At 65.9% G+C, this 17442-nt stretch carries 12 protein-coding genes; all 12 read left to right on the top strand.

All coding sequences use genetic code 11. The annotated features are described in order from the left end of the window. Positions 1-16 precede the first annotated feature (16 nt). Positions 17-910, top strand: coding sequence for a DMT family transporter (locus ACMT1E_RS09735; RefSeq protein ID WP_414899949.1), 894 nt, complete (start codon positions 17-19; stop codon positions 908-910). After that, a complete protein-coding gene (locus tag ACMT1E_RS09730) occupies positions 910-1224 on the top strand; it encodes a DMT family transporter (RefSeq protein WP_414899948.1) in 315 nt (104 codons plus the stop codon). The genes ACMT1E_RS09735 and ACMT1E_RS09730 overlap by 1 nt, the downstream gene beginning before the upstream one ends. Positions 1225-1328: 104 nt before the next feature. Beyond that, positions 1329-3587 (top strand): nitric-oxide reductase large subunit, encoded by a 2259-nt coding sequence (locus ACMT1E_RS09725; protein ID WP_414899947.1) that lies wholly within the window; start codon positions 1329-1331, stop codon positions 3585-3587. Between the two features lie 15 nt (positions 3588-3602). Then, positions 3603-4163 carry a DUF488 family protein gene (locus tag ACMT1E_RS09720; protein ID WP_414899946.1) on the top strand — a complete coding sequence of 187 codons (561 nt, stop codon included), beginning with the start codon at positions 3603-3605 and terminating at the stop codon, positions 4161-4163. Between the two features lie 198 nt (positions 4164-4361). Then, the gene (locus ACMT1E_RS09715) at positions 4362-5561 is read left to right on the top strand and encodes an NnrS family protein (protein WP_414899945.1); all 1200 of its coding nucleotides are present in this window, start codon (positions 4362-4364) and stop codon (positions 5559-5561) included. Positions 5562-5809: 248 nt separating this feature from the next. Beyond that, positions 5810-7555 (top strand): phosphoenolpyruvate hydrolase family protein, encoded by a 1746-nt coding sequence (locus tag ACMT1E_RS09710; protein ID WP_414899943.1) that lies wholly within the window; start codon positions 5810-5812, stop codon positions 7553-7555. Positions 7556-7722: 167 nt separating this feature from the next. After that, entirely contained in the window at positions 7723-8952 is a 1230-nt protein-coding gene (locus ACMT1E_RS09705) for a Tm-1-like ATP-binding domain-containing protein (protein ID WP_414899942.1), read from the top strand. 28 nt (positions 8953-8980) lie between these two features. After that, positions 8981-9850 carry a phosphoenolpyruvate hydrolase family protein gene (locus ACMT1E_RS09700; protein WP_414899941.1) on the top strand — a complete coding sequence of 290 codons (870 nt, stop codon included), beginning with the start codon at positions 8981-8983 and terminating at the stop codon, positions 9848-9850. A gap of 29 nt (positions 9851-9879) precedes the next feature. Then, a complete protein-coding gene (locus ACMT1E_RS09695; protein ID WP_414899940.1) occupies positions 9880-11112 on the top strand; it encodes a cupin domain-containing protein in 1233 nt (410 codons plus the stop codon). Between the two features lie 62 nt (positions 11113-11174). Beyond that, the gene (locus ACMT1E_RS09690; protein WP_414899939.1) at positions 11175-12038 is read left to right on the top strand and encodes a DUF1080 domain-containing protein; all 864 of its coding nucleotides are present in this window, start codon (positions 11175-11177) and stop codon (positions 12036-12038) included. A 246-nt stretch (positions 12039-12284) separates the two neighbouring features. Continuing rightward, positions 12285-14438 (top strand): c-type cytochrome, encoded by a 2154-nt coding sequence (locus ACMT1E_RS09685; protein WP_414899937.1) that lies wholly within the window; start codon positions 12285-12287, stop codon positions 14436-14438. 52 nt (positions 14439-14490) lie between these two features. Then, positions 14491-17334, top strand: a complete 2844-nt coding sequence (locus tag ACMT1E_RS09680; RefSeq protein WP_414899936.1) for a TonB-dependent receptor plug domain-containing protein — start codon at positions 14491-14493, stop codon at positions 17332-17334. Positions 17335-17442 lie beyond the last annotated feature (108 nt).

Here is a 17442-nt window from a genome sequence, read left to right as displayed (position 1 = left end):
GGCTATGCGGCCGGCCATGTCGCCGCCGCGCCCAACTCCGCCGGTCATCGCCTTCGCCGTCGCCGCGACCGGCGTCGCCTGTTTCGCGGCGATGGACGCGGCGATGAAGCAGCTTTCGATCGACATCGGCGTCTATAGCGCCGTGCTGTGGCGCAGCCTGGCGGGGGTCGCCATCGGCATCGGACCGTTCCTGGCATCAAAGCGCGGCTGGCCGGCGCCAAAGCTGCTGCGCCTGCACGGCCTGCGCGGGCTGGTTTCGGGTCTGTCGGTGCTGCTGTTCTTCTGGGGCATCGTGCGGATGCCGCTGGCGCCGGGCATCGCGCTGACCTTCATCGCGCCGCTGATGACCCTGTTTCTGGCAGCACTGCTGCTGGGCGAGGCGGTGGGTGCCGGCGCGGTGGTCGGGTCTCTGATCGCGTTTGGCGGGGTACTGACCATCGTCGCCGGTGAGTTGCGGGTCGCGGTCGGGCCGGAGGTGTTATGGGCGGCGATCGCCATCCTCGGCGCGGCGGCGCTTTACGCCTATAACCTGATCCTGATGCGGCGGCAGGCGCAGCTGGCGCCGCCGGTGGAGGTGGCGTTCTTCCTCAACCTGACGCTGGGCGCCGGTCTGCTGCTGGCCGCGCCGCTGTTCTTCGAGCGGCTGCCGCCGACCGGTTCGTTGCCGCTGATCGGGGTTGCGGCGCTGCTGTCGTTCATATCGCTTATGCTGCTGTCCTGGGCCTATGCCCGGGCGGAAGCGAGTTATCTGTCGGCGGTGGAATATACCGCCTTCATCTGGGGCAGCCTGCTTGGCTATTGGGTGTTCGGCGAAACGCTGGGAGTATTGACGATGGTGGGTGCGGGATTGATCGTGGCGGGATGCCTTGTTGTCGCGCGGCGCCCGGCGCCGGGGATCGAGACCGCGTAATGGCGTGGGTCCTGCTCCTCCTCGGCGGCTTCTTCGAAGTTGGCTTCACCACCTGCCTGCGGTTCGTCGACGGATTTCGCAACCTATCGTGGACGCTTGCTTTTCTCGGCTCTGTCAGCCTGTCGATGGGGCTGCTGGAAGTCGCGTCGAGGTCGATCCCGATGGGCACCGCTTACGCGGTTTGGGGCGGGATCGGCGCACTCGGCACCGTTATTGTCGGCATGATCTGGTTCGGCGAACCGATCAACGCCGCCCGGCTGCTGCTGATCGCCGGTCTGGTTGGCTGCATTGCCGGGTTGAAGCTGCTGCACTGAGCCGAAGCGGCCGGTGAGCCGGATCGATTCCCTGTCGAATCGACCTTGGAGATCATCCTTTCATATGACATAGTGCGCCCATCTTCCGGCACCTGGGGGGCGCTATGGGGAACTACCGGTATCTGTGGTGGACGTTGATCGCCGTTCTGGCGGTGACGTTTGGTATATTGGGCCTGTCCGGCGTCGAGGTTTATCGCAAGGCGCCGCCGATCCCGACCCAGGTGGTTTCCGCGTCCGGCGAGGTTTTGATGACCCGCGAGGACATCCTCGACGGGCAGACCGCATGGCAAAGCACCGGCGGCATGCAGCTCGGTTCGATCTGGGGCCACGGCGCTTATCAGGCGCCGGACTGGACCGCGGACTGGCTGCACCGCGAACTGGTCGCCTGGCTCGACAATGCCGCGCGCGACAGCGAGGGCAAGCCGTTCGACGCGCTCGACCCGGAGAAGAAGGCGGCGCTGACCTATCGCCTGCAGCAGGATTACCGCCCCAACAGCTATGATGCGGCGACCGGCACGGTCACGGTGTCCGACCGCCGCGCCGCGGCGATGGTGGAGACCGCCGCCTATTACGACCGGCTGTACGGCGCCGACCCGGCGCTGCGCCAGACGCGCGACAATTACGCGATGAAGGAAGGCACGCTGCCCGATGCCGAGCGACGGGCGAAGCTGGCCGATTTCTTCTTCTGGACGGCGTGGGCGGCCTCGACCGAGCGGCCGGGGACGGTTGCCACCTACACCAACAACTGGCCGCCGGAGCCGCTGATCGGCAACCATCCGACGCCGGAGAATATCCTGTGGTCGCTGGCCTGCGTGATCATCCTGATCGCCGGCATCGGCGCGCTGATCTGGGGTTGGGCGTTCCTGCGGAAGCACGAGGACCCGCCGGTCGCGGCGGCAAGCGACCCGCTGACGTTGGCGCCGTTGACTCCGTCGCAGAAGGCGGTCGGCAAATACCTGTTCGTCGTCCTCACCCTGTTCGTGTTCCAGGTGTTCATCGGCGGCTTCACCGCCCACTACACGATCGAGGGGCAGAGCTTTTACGGCGTCGACGTGTCGCAATGGTTCCCCTACGCGCTGACCCGGACCTGGCATGTGCAGAGCGCGGTATTGTGGATTGCCACCGCCTTTCTGGCGGCGGGGCTGTTCCTGGCGCCGATCATCCATGGCGGCGACCCGAAATACCAGAAGCTGGGCGTCGACATATTGTTCTGGGCGCTGATCGTCGTCGTCGTCGGGTCCTTTGCCGGCAATTACTTTGCGCTGGCCCATATCATGCCGCCGAAGCTGAATTTCTGGCTGGGGCATCAGGGGTACGAGTATCTCGACCTTGGCCGGTTCTGGCAGATCGCGCTGTTCGTCGGCCTGCTGCTGTGGCTGGCGCTGATGCTGCGGGCGATGATGCCGGCGTTGCGCCGCAAGGACGGCGACAACAGCCTGCTGTGGCTGCTCACCGTGTTCACCATCGCGATCGGCCTGTTTTACGGTTCCGGCCTGTTTTACGGCGAGCGGACCAACATCAGCATCATGGAATACTGGCGCTGGTGGGTCGTCCACCTGTGGGTGGAGGGGATATTCGAGGTATTCGCGACCGCCGCGCTGGCGTTCATCTTCGCGACGATGGGGTTGGTGTCGCGGCGGATCGCCACCGCCGCAAGCCTGGCGTCGGCATCGCTGTTCATGGTTGGCGGTGTGCCGGGGACATTCCACCACATGTATTTTTCCGGCACGACGACGCCGATCATGGCGGTGGGCGCGGCGTTCAGCGCGCTGGAAGTCGTGCCGCTGATCGTCCTTGGTTATGAAGCGTGGGAGCATTGGAGCCTGCGCGAGCGGGCGCCGTGGATGCGGGCCGTCCGCTGGCCGCTGATGTGCTTCGTGTCGGTGGCGTTCTGGAACATGCTGGGCGCCGGGGTTTTCGGCTTCATGATCAATACGCCGGTCGCGCTGTTCTACCTGCAGGGGCTGAACACCACCGCCGTCCACGCCCATGCCGCTCTGTTCGGCGTCTATGGCTTCCTCGCGCTGGGCTTCACCCTGCTGGTGCTGCGCTATATCCGGCCGGAGATAGCGTTCAACGAACGCTTGATGGCGACCGGGTTCTGGGGGCTGAACGCCGGGCTGGTGCTGATGATCTTCACCAGCCTGCTGCCGGTCGGCCTGTTTCAGTTCGAGGCGAGCGTGACCACCGGCATGTGGTACGCACGCAGCGACACCTTCCTGCAGCAGGATTTCCTGGAGACGCTGCGCTGGATCCGCACCTTTGGCGACGTGGTGTTCATCGCCGGGGCAATCGCTGTTGCCTGGCAGGTGGTGATCCTGGGCCTGTGGCGGAAGGGGGCGCGGGTGTCGAGTGCCGGATGAGGCGATGGCGGTGACGTGTTTTTCGCGCGGCGGGCGATGACGGCGGCGCCATTCCATACCGTCGGCCATTCGACCCGGACGATCGAGGCGTTTTGCACCTTGCTGCGGGTCGGTGCAGTCGATCTGGTCGTCGACATCCGTTCGGTGCCGCGATCGCGGACCAATCCGCAATATAACAGCGATGTGCTGGGCGATGCGCTGGCACCATTCCAGATCGGCTATGCCCATATCGCGGAACTGGGCGGATTGCGTGGCCGGGTGAAGGGGGCGGAGCCGGATATCAACGGGTTCTGGGACAATCGCAGCTTTCACAACTATGCCGACTATGCGCAGACCCCGCCGTTTCGCGCCGGGCTGGCGGACCTGATTGCGCTGGGCCGGGCGCGACGTTGCGCGATCATGTGTTCGGAAGCGGTGTGGTGGCGATGCCATCGGCGGATTGTCGCCGACTATTTACTGGCGGGGGGCGAGGCGGTGTTTCACCTGATGGACCCCGGCCGGGCGGTGGCGGCGACGCTGACGACGGGCGCGCGGGTGGCGGCGGACGGCACGGTGACCTACCCGGTCGTCGCCTGAGCAAACGAGGGTGCGGGGAAAGACGGTGAGCGGTCGGTGGCGCGGCAGGCTGGGGTGATTGCCCTTTCTTGCGCCACCGATTATTGGTGTAAGGCACGGAAAAAGCGGCACAAGTGTAAATTTCGCGCTACAGAGAGCGGGCCGGGCCGGTGTGTTGCGTCGTCAGGGGGAAATCGCGCAGCAAGGAGGTGTCGCGCCATGTCTTCGTCGCCGTCGATCGCCAATCTTGGCCGGGCGCCGCATCGGATGATGTTTTTCGTCGGCGGGGTGAACCTGCTGCTGGCCATGGCGTGGTGGGGGCTATGGCTGGCTGCAGCGCGGTGGCCGTTGCTGCCGATGCCGCAGCCGGACCCCTATGCCGGGCGACTGCATGCCTTTTTGATGCAGTATCAGGTGCTGCCCAGCTTTTTCTTCGGGTTTCTATTGACCGTGTTCCCGCGCTGGATTGGCCAGCCGGAGATCGGCCGCGGCTATGCGGTGCCGGTGGCGGCCGGGCTGTTTGGCGGCCAGTTGCTGACGCTGGCCGGGGCGCTTGGCTGGCAGGCGGGCGCGGTTCTGGGGGCGGCGGTGACACTGGCCGGGTGGCTGGTGGCGTTGGTGCCGCTGGGCCGGCTGGCCTGGCGCGATCGGGGGCGGACATGGCATCTGGTCGGCTGTTACGGCGCGCTGTGCGCCGGCGCCGCCGGGCTGGTGCTATGGCTGATCTACCTGATCGGCCAGGACGCGGAGATGGGCGATCTGGCCATCAGTATCGGCACGTTCGGTTTGCTGACCCCGGTCTATTTCACCGTTGCCCACCGCATGTTTCCGTTTTTTGCCGGCAATGTCGTACCCGGTTACCAGCCATGGCGGCCGACCTGGGTGCTGGGTGCGGGCTGGGCGTTGATGGCCCTGCACATCGCGCTGCCAGCCGGGCGGCTGTGGATAGCCGATCTGCCGCTTTTCCTGCTCAGCCTGTATCTGCTGTGGCGCTGGGTTCCGCGCCGGCGGATGCCGCCGCTGCTGCTGGTGCTGTTCGCGGGCCTTGCCTGGCTGCCGATCGCCTTTGCGCTGTACGCCGCGCAGGACCTTGCGCTGGCGCTCAATGGCGAGATGATCCTTGGCCGCGCGCCGGCGCATGCGCTGTTTATCGGCTTTTTCGGCAGCATCCTGATCGGAATGGTCACCCGGGTGACGCAGGGCCATGCCGGACGGCCGCTGGTGCTGCCGCCTGTCGCGCTTTACGCGTTCGTGGCGGTGCAGATTGTCTGTCTGCTGCGGGTGGGCGGGGAACTGGCCGAAGACTGGCTGGCCTGGCAAAGCGCGGCAGCCTTCGGCTGGCTGATCGCGTTTCTGCCGTGGGTGCTGTGGGCCGCGCACATCTATGCCACCCCGCGCAGCGACGGCCGGCCGGGCTAGGGGGGAGCGACACCGGCCATGCGAATGGTCGAGACGGCGGCGGGTTGATTTCGCGGCACGGGCCAGCCTAGGTTCGGTGCGCCCGTAGTGGCCGGGCATTCAAGGTGCGGGGAAAACCGCATCGATCGAACATGACCCGCGCGGCGCAGACTGGCCGCCCGCGCGCCGCCGGGCCTGCCAGCGGCGGCGATCGGCAAGCGAAAGAGTATCAGTGTCATACGCAATGCCCGGTTCGTTCCATGCATGAGATGGTCAAGCGCCTGGCGCGGCAGCGGGACGGCAATGCGTCACCGATCGTCGCGGTTTCCGCCGGGACCGGCCAGATTTCGCAATATGCGGTCGACGCGGGCGCCGACCTGCTGCTGGCGCTGAACGCCGGGTTGTATCGCAGTGTCGGCTGCGGATCACTGGCGTCGATGCTCGCCTATGGCAACGCGAACGAACAGACCGAGGATCTGCTGCGGCGCCACATCCTGCCAAATGCCTGCGGCCTGCCGGTTGTCGCCGGGGTGATGGCGAGCGATCCGGCGATCGACCTCGACCGCCAGCTCGACCACCTGCGTGCGATCGGCGTGCAGGGGGTGACCAACTGGCCAACCGCCGGCTTCATCGACGGGCAGATCCGGCTGGCGCTGGAGGAGGAAGGGCTGGGCATCGCCAGCGAGGTAGAACTGCTGCGCCGCGCCGGGGAAAAGGGGCTGGCGACATTTGCCTTCGTGCTGAGCGAAACGGACTTGCAGCGGTTCGCCGAGGTCGAGGTCGACGCCTATATCGTCAATGCCGGCCTGACCCCGGTGCGCTTCGCGCTTGGCGACCGGCGCGACGCGCTGCAGAGCGCGATCGGCTATATCAACGAAATGATCGAGGTGCTGCGGGCGCTGCCGTCCCGGCCGCTTTGCCTGGTCTATGGCGGGCCGTTCACCGACGTCGATGATTTCAGTGCGCTTTTCCAGCAGGCGCGGATCGACGGCATTGCCGGCGGGTCGGTGTTTGAACGGTTGCCGGTGCAGGCGATCACGTCCAACTTCGTCCGGCGCTGCAAGGCGTTGCGGGCGACCGGGCCAGACCTGGAACACCCCAAGCGCCACGAGATCGTCGGTCGCTCCGACGCGTGCCGCGAGATGATGGCGACAATCGAGCGGGTCGCGCCGTTCGACGTCAACGTCGTCATCGAAGGGGAAACCGGCGTCGGCAAGGAAATGGCGGCGGCGCTGATCCACCAGATCAGCCCGCGTTCCAAGCAGGCGTTCATCACCCTGAATTGCGGCGCGATCCCGGCCGGGTTGCTGGAGAGTGAATTGTTCGGCCATGAACGCGGGTCGTTCACCGGCGCCGACCGGCGGCGCATCGGCAAGTTCGAGCTGGCCAATCGCGGCACCCTGCTGCTTGATGAGATTGCCGACCTCAGCCCGGCGGCGCAGGTGGCGCTGCTCCGCGTGCTCCAGCAGCGCGAGGTGGTGCGTGTCGGTGGCGACAACCCGATCCCGCTGAACGTGCGGGTGATCGCCGCGACGAACCAGTCGCTTGCCCGGCTGGTGCAGGAGGGCAAGTTCCGGTCCGACCTGTATTACCGGCTGAGCACCGTCACCCTCGCGGTTCCGCCGCTGCGTGAGCGGACCGATGATATTCCCGATCTGGTCAGCGCATTCCTGCGCAAGACGGCGGCTGAGTTGGGTATTCCGGCGCTGTCGATCGACGAGCGGTTCGAGCGCAAGCTGGCGCGGCACAGCTGGCCCGGCAATATCCGTGAATTGATGCAGGTGATCGCCCGTGCCGCGATCCTTGAGGATGGGCCGGTGCTGCGCGGCGTTCATTTCCACCCGGACAGCGGCGGCGCCGAGCTGTCGCCGATTGCCAATGCCCGGCGGGTCAGTGTGCGTGACATCGAGGTGGCGCTGGAGCGGGCCAACGGCAACAAGAGCGTCGCGGCGGCAGCGCTGGGGATCAGCCGCAAGACCCTGTACGCCAAGCTGACGCGCGGTGACGGAGCATGATCCTCGCCCGGCGCGCCGGGTGCGTGGCTGTAACCCTGTCTCCGACATCGGTAACAAGGTAACGCGCGCGCCGGCGGTGACGGGTGCCGTAACGCCTTGAGCTGCGGCGTTCCGGAGGGTGGCACGCTTATTGCTGGTTCCCTGAGCAAAGGCGAAAGGGAGGAGGCATGATGGCGAGGCCGCGGCCGGTCTATGTGGTAGCGACGCTGGACACGAAGTTCGGCGAGGCGCGCTTTGTGGCCGACGCGATCGAGGCGTGCGGTGTCCCGGCGCTGCTGGTTGACGTCGGTACGCTGGCGCCGCCGGGCGGGGAGGCCGACATTGATCGCGCCGCCGTTGCCGGCCACCACCCGGACGGTGCGCCGACCGTGCTGACGCACACCGACCGCGGCAGTGCGGTTACCGCGATGAGCCTGGCGCTGCGCGGCTTCCTGGTCGACGCGGTGGCGGCCGGGCGCTGCGCCGGGGTGATCGGGCTGGGCGGCACTGGAGGCACATCGATGATCGCGCGGGCGATGCAGGCGTTGCCGGTAGGTTTTCCCAAGCTGATGGTTTCGACCGTCGCGAGTGGCGACACCAGCAGTTACATCGGCACCAGCGACATCATCATGGTGAATTCGGTGGTTGACGTCGCCGGGCTGAACCGGGTGTCGCGGCAGGTGTTCCGTAACGCCGCCGCGGCGATTGCGGGTGCGGCGCGGGCGCTGCCGGAAAGGGTCGACGACGGTGGTGCGGCCGCGGTCGGTGTCACCATGTTCGGTGTGACCACGCCATGTGTGACGGCGGTGCGCGCGATGCTGGAGGAGGACGGGCAGGATGTCCTGACGTTCCATGCCACCGGCGCTGGTGGGCGGGCGATGGAGGACCTGGTCGCGAGCCGCCTGCTCGATGGGGTGCTCGACATCACGACGACCGAAGTCGCGGACGAGATTGTCGGCGGCATCTTTCCCTGCGGGCCGGACCGGTTCGACAGCATACTGGCGCGGGGGGTGCCCTATGTGCTGTCCGTCGGCGCGCTCGATATGGTCAATTTCGGGCCGCTCGACACCGTTCCCGAACGGTTGCGCGCGCGCCGGCTGCATGTCCATAACGCCAGCATTACGCTGATGCGCACCAGCGTCGAAGAGAATGTCGCCTGCGCGCGGTGGATTGCCGCCAAGCTGAATGCGTACCCGGACGCCGGTTTCGCGCTGCTGATCCCCGAAGGCGGGGTGTCCGAGCTGGACCGGCCCGGCAACCCGTTCCACGATCCCGAGGCCGATGCTGCGCTGTTCGCCACATTGGAGGCGAGCGTTGCGCAGGGGCCGAACCGCACGATCACCCGCCACCCGCTGCACATCAACGACGCCGCTTTCGCGCAGGCCGTCGTCGATGCCTATCGGCGGCTGGCGCGCTGACATCACACCATTTCCACCCGGAGGTCACATGAACTGGAAGCGCGAAGATATTGTCACCGGATTCCGCGAAAAGATCGCCGCCGGCAAGCCGATCATCGGCAGCGGCGCCGGCACCGGCATTTCCGCGAAATGCGCCGAGGACGGCGGTGCCGACCTGCTGATCATCTATAATTCCGGCCGGTTTCGCATGGCCGGGCGCGGTTCGCTGAGCGGGCTGCTTGCCTACGGCAACGCCAACGAGATCGTGCTTGATATGGGGCGCGAGGTGCTGACCATCGTCGAGCGGACGCCGGTTCTCGCCGGGGTCAACGGCACCGACCCGTTCCTGCTGACCGACCAGTTCCTGCGCGAGATCATCGGCATGGGCTTCGCTGGTGTCCAGAACTTCCCGACCGTGGGGCTGATCGACGGATCGTTCCGGCTGAACCTGGAAGAGACGGGGATGAGCTTCGACAAGGAAGTGGCACTGATCGCCCGTGCCCATGAAGCCGGGCTGCTGACCACCCCTTATGTGTTCGACGCCGAGCAGGCGCGGCAGATGGCGCGGGCAGGCGCCGATATCGTCGTCGCCCATATGGGGCTGACCACCGGCGGGCGGATCGGGGCCAAGACCGCGATGACGCTGGACGTGGCGGCGCGGACAGTGCGGACCATTGTCGACGCGGCGCGCAGCGAGCGGCCCGACATCATCGCCTTGTGTCATGGCGGACCGATTTCGTCGCCGGAGGATGTTGCCTTCGTCCTCGACGCTTGTCCCGAGGTCGACGGCTTCTTCGGCGCGACGTCGATGGAGCGGCTGCCAGCAGAGATCGCGATCACCGAGCAGGTCGGGCGGTTCACCAGCCTGGCGCTCAACCGCGCGGGCGCGGGTGCCGCCCGGACAGCCGTAGCACGGTGAGCGCGGTGATCGGGAAGGAGAGAAACGTCATGGCCAGACTTCGCAACATCCTGGTGCCGGCGGCGGTCGTTCTGCTGGCAGTGCCGGCGGTGGCCCGGCCGGCGACGGCGCCGACGATCGTGCTGATCGGTGGCGAGCGGCAAGGGGCCGACCAGGGGCAGCATGACTTTCCCAACGGGGTGATCAAGCTGGAGCGGCTGATCAGGGCGTCGCCCGATTTCGCGAGGCTGAACCCGGTGATCCGCACTTATCCCGGCGGCTTTCCGCGCGACCCGGCCGAGATCGATGATGCCAGCGTCGTCGTCCTCTATCAGGCGCCGCAGGGTGAGAACCGCGATGGCGGTTCGCTGTTCAGCCCCGCCGCGCGCGGGCAGATGGATCGACTGGCTGCGCGCGGTGTCGGACTGGTCGCCCTGCACCAGGCGATGACCGTCGCCGATGCCGGGCAGGCGACCGCCACGCAGAACTGGCTGGGCGCATCGCGCGCAGCCGGTAGCGGCTGGTCGATCGAGATCGCCCCGGTCGCCGTCGTCGGCAAGGCGCACCCGGTCGCGAAAGGGATCGGCGATTTCAACCATCTCGATGAGTATTACGCGGCGATCGATTTCCGCTCCGCCGGGGTGACCCCGATCCTGAGCGCCCGCGCCCATGTCCAGTACCGGAGCGGCGCACCGGTATACGAGGATGCGCGACCCGGCGTCGCCGCATGGGCCTATGAGCGGCCGGGCGGCGGCCGTTCGTTCGGCTATGCGGGGGGGCATTTTCTTTCCTTCCTCGACCAGCCGCAGGTGCGGCGGATGGTGCTGAACGCCATCCTGTGGAGCAGCGGCCATCCGGTGCCGGAGGGCGGGGTCTCCGCCACCCTGCCGGAGGCGCCGGCCCCCGGCGTCGCGCCGCCGCCGGAGCCGCAGCTGATCGTCCGCGCCGGCAGCGAGGTTACCGTCGAGAAGACGCCGTGGGGCCAGCTGGAATGGTTTGCCCATCGCTCGCTGGGCAATGCGTCTCACCTGACGACCGGCCGGGCGACCATCCGCCCCGGCGACGCCAACCCGCCGCACTGGCACCCGAACTGCGACGAAGTGCTCTATGTCGCGCAGGGGCGGATCATGCACCGGGTTGGTGACAAGGAGTATGAGATGCGCGCCGGCGACACGGTGATGATCCCGGAGGGAACCGTTCACAACGCCCGCAACATCGGCACCGAGGACGCGGTGTTGATGGTGTCATTCAATTCCGCCGACCGCGTCGCGATCGGCGAATGACGCCGCGCACCAGCGCAACCGCAAACACCAGAAGTACATGCCAGTCTGAAAGGGAGCGTATCATGAAACGAATGGGTGCAGCCACCGCGATCGGCGCGGCTCTTATCGCCTTCGCGGCGCCCGCGGTGGCGAAAGCGCCGGCACCGGTGCCGGAAGGTTTCATCTCGCTGTTCGACGGTAAGACGCTGAACGGGTGGCGCGGCGACATGACGTTGTGGTCGGTGCGCGACGGCGCGATCACCGGCGGTTCCGAACAGCTGATCGACAAGAACACCTATCTGATCCTGGAGCGGGAGTTTCCCAACTTCGAACTGCGGTTCAAATACCGTTTCGCCAATGATTTCGGCAATTCGGGCATTCAGTTCCGCAGCGGCCAGGTTCCCGGCAATTTCGCGATGGCCGGGATGCAGGCCAATGTGACGCCGATCACCAAGGACATCGACCGGTTCGCGATGCTGTATGACGAGCTGGGCGACCGGCAGGAGATGGTGCTGCTCGGTCAGCGGGCGGAGGTCACCCGCATCCAGTCGGGCGGCGGCGGCACCGGCCGGATCGTCCGCAACGTGATCGAGATGGTCAATCCGCGCGAGGTGATCCTGAAGGCGGTGAAGCCGACGGGTGAGGCATGGAACGAAGGCGTGGTGATCGTTCACGGCAACCGCGTCGTTCAGGCGGTCAACGGGTATCTGGCGATCGACGCGACGATCAACGACCCGCTCAGCCCCAGAGACGGGCTGATCGGCCTCCAGCTTCATATATCCAAGCCGAGCTACGTGCAGTTCAAGGACGTTGTCATCAAGCCGATCGACAGCTTCCCGGACATTACCGGCCGCTTCATCTCCAACCCGGTGCCGGCGCCAGAGCCTCGCCGGACCTACAAGGAGTCGACGCGGGTCAAGACGCCGGACACGCCGCTGCCCGAATAAGTGCCTGTGTATAGTTTGGCGGCGGATGTCACCATTGGGTAACAATAGTGCGCCGGTGCAAGCCGCGCGGCACGCCGCCGCCGCCGAAATGCGCGATTTCGGATTTGGCACATAATTTGCTGTGTTGGATTGGAACAGGGCGAGGAAGAAGCGGACCCGCGGATTCCTGAGGGTGCGGCTGTGCTCTCAGGTGCCGGGCTGCGCGGCCGACAGTGCGGGCATGGTGTCTGTCATCGGGATATGCGGGTGCTGCTTCCTCGCTTCAACAAGACGATCAACGCCTGGCCCGCTGTTGCAGGTGTCGGGTCATGGGCTGCCCGGCAGACCCTGGAGGGGATGATGAAGAAACTGCCGCTTTTCGCCGCGATCGCCCTGTTGCCGGCATGTTCGATGCTCGGTGACGGGGACGCGCCCGGCCGTGTCGACAAGCTGACCTATCATTATGACGCGCAGCGAAGCGGCTGGAACCCCCGCGAGACGGTGCTGACCCCGGCGGCGGTGGCTGGCGACCGTTTCGGTCTGCTGTGGGAATCGCCCGAACTGGATAGTTTCGAAGGGCGGCCGCCCCGCTTGCAGGCATCGCCGCTCTACCTGGATTCAGTGAAAATTAACGCGGGGCAGTATCGCGGCCGTTTCTCCGTCGCCTATGTCGCGACGACCAATGGATACGCCTACGCGATCAGCACCGCAGCGCATAAGGATGTCGCGCCCGGCACGATCCTGTGGCGCAAGCGGCTGGCGCTGAAGCCGTGCGAGGGGACGCTGGAGCTGATCGGGGTGCTCAGCACCCCGGTCATCGACCGCGACCAGAACCGCATCTACGTCAGTTCCTGCGACCTGGATCGCCAGTGGCAGATGCATGCGCTTGACGTCAGGACCGGCGAGGACGTGCGCGGCTGGCCGCTGACCGTCGACGCCGTTACCGTCAACCGGCCGGGCGTGACCCGCAATGGCACCAACCAGTTTCCGTCGACGCTGAAGCACTGGCAGCGCGGCGCATTGAACCTGAGCCCCGACAAAAGCCGCGTGTACATGGCATTTGGCAAGGACGGGCAGAGCGGCTGGGTGGTGAGCATCGACACCCGCAATGCGAGGGTGGCCTCCGCCTTTTCGACGACGCCGGTCAGCGACCAGTTGCAGGGCGGCATGTGGGCGTCCGGCGGCCCGTCGATCGACAAGCAGGGGCGGGTACATATCGCGACCGGTGCCAGCTATCTGATGGCGGTACGGCTGAAGGCTGGCATTCCCGGCGTCTATCCCGACAGCCCGCACAGCTGGGGCCAGTCGATCATCCAGCTCAGCGACGACCCGGACAAGGGTTTTACCCTGACCGGCACCTACACCCCGTTCAACTATTGCCAGGTAGCAGCCAACGACATCGACCTCGGCAGCAGCGGCACCATCGTTGTCGACCTGCCAGAATCGGAAACCGCGACGCCGCGGTTGATGGCGCTTGGCGGCGGCAAGCAGGGCAATTTCTACATGCTGGACCGGGACCATATGCCCGGCGATCTGGTCAAGCGCCATCCGTGCAGCACGGACCCGGAAACCGACAAGTCGCTGGTCGACCCGGAACCGCAGCCGCAGTTCGGCACGCGCGGACCGATCAACCTGTTCGGCCCCTATTCCGACGATATCGGCATGATGAATTCGGCAAAGAGCCGGTCGACCGCCGCTTATTTTTCCGACGGCAAGCAGCATTTCATCTTTGCCACCGGCAGCAGCAAGGCGGGGCAGGACTATTCGACGCCGGTGCCGCCGGGGCTGGTGAAGGTGCGGATCATGACCGCGCCGGGCAAGCCGGCCTTTCCCCGTATCGCCGCGCGGGAGATGACCCAGACCTTCTTCAACCCCGGTTCGCCGACGGTGAGCAGCAATGGCGGCCGGGACGCGATCGTCTGGGTAATGGACCCGAACGCGCCGCGGCTGACCAAGCTGGACACCGCCGATGCGCCGCGCCCGACGCTCTACGCTTTCGACGCGGCGACACTGAAGCTGCTGTGGAAGACAGCGCCGGGCGAATTGTACCCGAGCGGGAAGTATAACGAACCGGCGGTGGTCAACGGCCTGGTTCTGGTCGGCACCGATCGTGTCCAGGCGTTCGGCCTGTTGCCGAAATCGGCCAAGCCGCGGCCACGGCCGACGGCGACCGCCACGGCGGCGCCGGTGCTGCCGGTCGGCAAGGTACCGCAGGGCAAGGCGCTGTTCGCCGGGCGCTGCGCGGCATGCCACGAATCCAATGCATCGGAAGCGCCGCCCAAGGCCGCGATCGCCAGCCTGCCCAAGCCCTATCTGATCACGGCGATGACCACCGGAACGATGCAGCCGCTGGCCGCCGGGATGACTGCCGAACAGATCGACGCAGTGGCCGAATATCTTAAAACACAAGAAGAAAAATAGACTTCAAGACATTGTAATTATTGAAAATAGCAAAATATGCGGAGGGAACATCATGTCGCGTGCCACATTATCTATCGCCTGCCTGCTGTTTGGGGCCAGTTCCATCGCGATGGCGCAGGCGCCAACTGCCGCCGATGACGGCGCCGCCGAGGAAGCGATCGTCGTCACCGGATCGCGCGTCGTGTCGGACGGCACGCGCGCGCCGACGCCGCTGACCGTCGCCACGACCGAATCGCTTGCCGCCAACGCGCCGGGCGGCATTGCCGAAGGGCTGAACCAGCTTCCGGTGTTCCAGGGCGCGGTCAACGCGCAGACGGCGCAGCTGGTCAGTTCCAATCGCGTCCGGTCCGGCAACTATCTGAACCTGCGTAACCTTGGTCCGCAGCGCGTGCTGGTTTTGCAGGACGGCTACCGCCTGCCGCCGAGCGGCAACAATGGCGGCGTCGACACCAACGTCATCCCGCAGATGTTGATCCAGCGGGTCGAGACGGTGACCGGCGGCGCATCGGCGGTCTATGGGTCCGACGCGGTATCCGGGGTCGTCAACTACATTACCGACACGCGGTTCCGGGGGGTGAAGGCGCTGGCCCAGGCCGGGCTGTCCACCTATGGCGATGGTTTCTCCTACCGGCTGGGCGTTGCCGGCGGCACCGCGTTGCTTGACGACCGGCTGCGGCTGCAGGCGAGCATCGAGTATTATGCGACCGACGGCATTCCCCGCCGCAACGCGCGTTCGGGCGCCGGCGAACTGTGGGTGACCGGCGCGCGCGACCCGTCGTTGCAGTCCGGCGCGATCGGTACGATCAACAACCCATTCCTCGACTATTCGGGGGTCACCACCAATCGCACGACGCGCGGCGGCCTGATCACGTCCGGTCCGGCGGCGCTGCGTAACCTGCAATTCCTGCCGACCGGCGCGCTGGTGCCGATGAACGGCGGCACCGCGATCGGCCGGGCCGGTTTCGGGCAGGGAAGCGATGGCCCTGAGGAATGCGTCGACTGCACGCTGGTGCCGGAATCGAGCACCGGTCAGGCGTTTTTCCGGGCAACCTACGAAGCCGCTGACGAGCTGGAACTGTTCGCGCAGCTGAGCCTCAACACCGACCAGAACAGGGGTGAGAATTTCAACCTCAGGACCACCAATATCCCGATCTACGCCGACAACGTCTATCTGCAGCAGCAGTTGACCCCGGCGCAGCTTGCCGCGCTTGGCACGTCCAGCATCCAGATCGCCCGCCACTTCACCGAATGGGATACGCGTGCCAAGCGGCTTGGCGCTATTCCCAGCGAGCAGAAGATGAAGTCGGCGATCGCGCGGGTCGGTGCTGCCGGCGGGCTGGGCGGCGACTGGAAATGGGATACCGCGTTTACCTACGGCGAATCCCGTTTTTCCAGTGTTTCGCAGGAAATCCGCCGTGACAAGCTGTTCGCCGCGGTCGATGCCGTGGCGGGGCCGAACGGCGCGCCGGTCTGCCGCATCACGCAGGTCGACCCCAGCCGTTTCGCAGATTGCGTGCCGCTGAACGTGCTAGGCATGGGGCGCGGCGACCCGGCGGCGATGCAGTGGGTGCTGGACGATTCCTGGTGGCGGACGAAGAACCAGCTGACCAGCGGCGTGCTGAATGTTCGCGGTTCGTTGTTCTCGACCTGGGCCGGGCCGGTGACGGTCGCCTTCGGCGGCGAGATCCGTAAGCAGAAAATCGTCCAGGACAGCAACAGCGATCCGGACGTTCCGGTTGATTTCCAGGGTATTCGCGGCGGCAACGGCGCGCTGTTCTCGTCCACCAACGTGGGTGTTGCGCGCGGGTCGTACACGGTGAAGGAGATTTATGGCGAAGCGGTGCTGCCGCTGATCGCCGACGCGCCGTTTACCAGGATGCTGGAACTGAACGGCGCGTTCCGCCACGCCGACTATTCGACCAGCGGCGGCGTCGACAGCTTCAAGATCGGCGGCGTGTGGGAGCCGGTGAGCGACATCCGCCTGCGCGCGGCGGTGTCGCGCGACATCCGTGCGCCTTCGCTGTTCGAACTGTTCGCCGGGCAGACGCTGCTGATCCAGTCGGTGTTCGATCCGGTGACCAACGGTACGTATGACGTGCGCACGCGTGGCGGTGGCAACCCGGTGCTGAAGCCGGAGAAGGCCGACACGCTGACACTGGGCGTCGTCCTGCAGCCGCAGGCGCTGGCCGGATTCTATGGATCGGTCGATTTCTACCGGATCAAGATCAAGGACGCGATCGGCACGCCGGGCAGTTCCAGCCAGATCTTGCTCGGCTGCGGGTCGAACCCGCAGAGCCCGCTGTGCAGCCTGATTACTCGCGACGCCAACAATGTCCCGGTCGAGGTGTCTGGGGTGAACAACAATGTCGCGGTGCTTAGCACCAAGGGCGTCGACTTCGAGTTCGGCTATCGCGCCGATCTGGGCAACGGTACGCTATCCGCGCGATTGCTCGGAACCCGGCTGATTTCGTACAAGCGGCAGGATACCGCGGCGGCGGACCTGATCGAATATGCCGGCACGTCCGACCTGCCGGGCTTCCTGTCGTCGACCTACCCGCTGCCGAAATGGCGCGGTAACCTGAGCATCACCTACGCCAATGACAGCTTCAGCATCGGCGTGCAGGAGCGGATGATCGGGTCCTATGTGAAGTCGAAGATCCAATATTATGTCGACAATCACATTGCCCCGGCCTTCTACACCGACATCAATTTCAGCAAGAATATCGGCGGAATGGGTGACGGCTTGCAGATGTTCGCGACGGTCAACAATCTGTTCAACAAGAAGGGGCAGTTCTTCGTCACCGACCAGAATCCCGGCAGCCAGTTGCCGACGGCGCGGGCGTTGTACGACGTGATGGGACGGTACATCACGATCGGCGTCAGGACGCGATTCTAAAGCAAGGAGTGCCGGCCCGTCACCCGGTTCCGGGAACGGGTCGGCACCAATGGTGCCTGCGGAAAGGGTGATGGCAGCCATCTCCCGCCGTCATTTTTTAGCGGACGA

Source organism: Sphingomonas flavalba (assembly GCF_047553045.1).
In the GTDB taxonomy this organism is placed as follows: domain Bacteria; phylum Pseudomonadota; class Alphaproteobacteria; order Sphingomonadales; family Sphingomonadaceae; genus Sphingomonas_L; species Sphingomonas_L flavalba_A.
Note: the sequence above shows the minus strand (reverse complement) of the source record. Positions and strands in the feature narration are given on the sequence as shown.

Excerpts from the sequence above, each read along its gene's own strand:
- ACMT1E_RS09730 (WP_414899948.1), top strand. The coding sequence starts at position 910 with ATGGCGTGGGTCCTGCTCCTCCTCGGCGGCTTCTTCGAAGTTGGCTTC.
- ACMT1E_RS09700 (WP_414899941.1), top strand. The coding sequence starts at position 8,981 with ATGAACTGGAAGCGCGAAGATATTGTCACCGGATTCCGCGAAAAGATC.
- ACMT1E_RS09715 (WP_414899945.1), top strand. The coding sequence starts at position 4,362 with ATGTCTTCGTCGCCGTCGATCGCCAATCTTGGCCGGGCGCCGCATCGG.
- ACMT1E_RS09735 (WP_414899949.1), top strand. The coding sequence starts at position 17 with ATGTCGCCGCCGCGCCCAACTCCGCCGGTCATCGCCTTCGCCGTCGCC.
- ACMT1E_RS09725 (WP_414899947.1), top strand. The coding sequence starts at position 1,329 with ATGGGGAACTACCGGTATCTGTGGTGGACGTTGATCGCCGTTCTGGCG.
- ACMT1E_RS09695 (WP_414899940.1), top strand. The coding sequence starts at position 9,880 with ATGGCCAGACTTCGCAACATCCTGGTGCCGGCGGCGGTCGTTCTGCTG.
- ACMT1E_RS09710 (WP_414899943.1), top strand. The coding sequence starts at position 5,810 with ATGGTCAAGCGCCTGGCGCGGCAGCGGGACGGCAATGCGTCACCGATC.
- ACMT1E_RS09705 (WP_414899942.1), top strand. The coding sequence starts at position 7,723 with ATGATGGCGAGGCCGCGGCCGGTCTATGTGGTAGCGACGCTGGACACG.
- ACMT1E_RS09690 (WP_414899939.1), top strand. The coding sequence starts at position 11,175 with ATGAAACGAATGGGTGCAGCCACCGCGATCGGCGCGGCTCTTATCGCC.
- ACMT1E_RS09680 (WP_414899936.1), top strand. The coding sequence starts at position 14,491 with ATGTCGCGTGCCACATTATCTATCGCCTGCCTGCTGTTTGGGGCCAGT.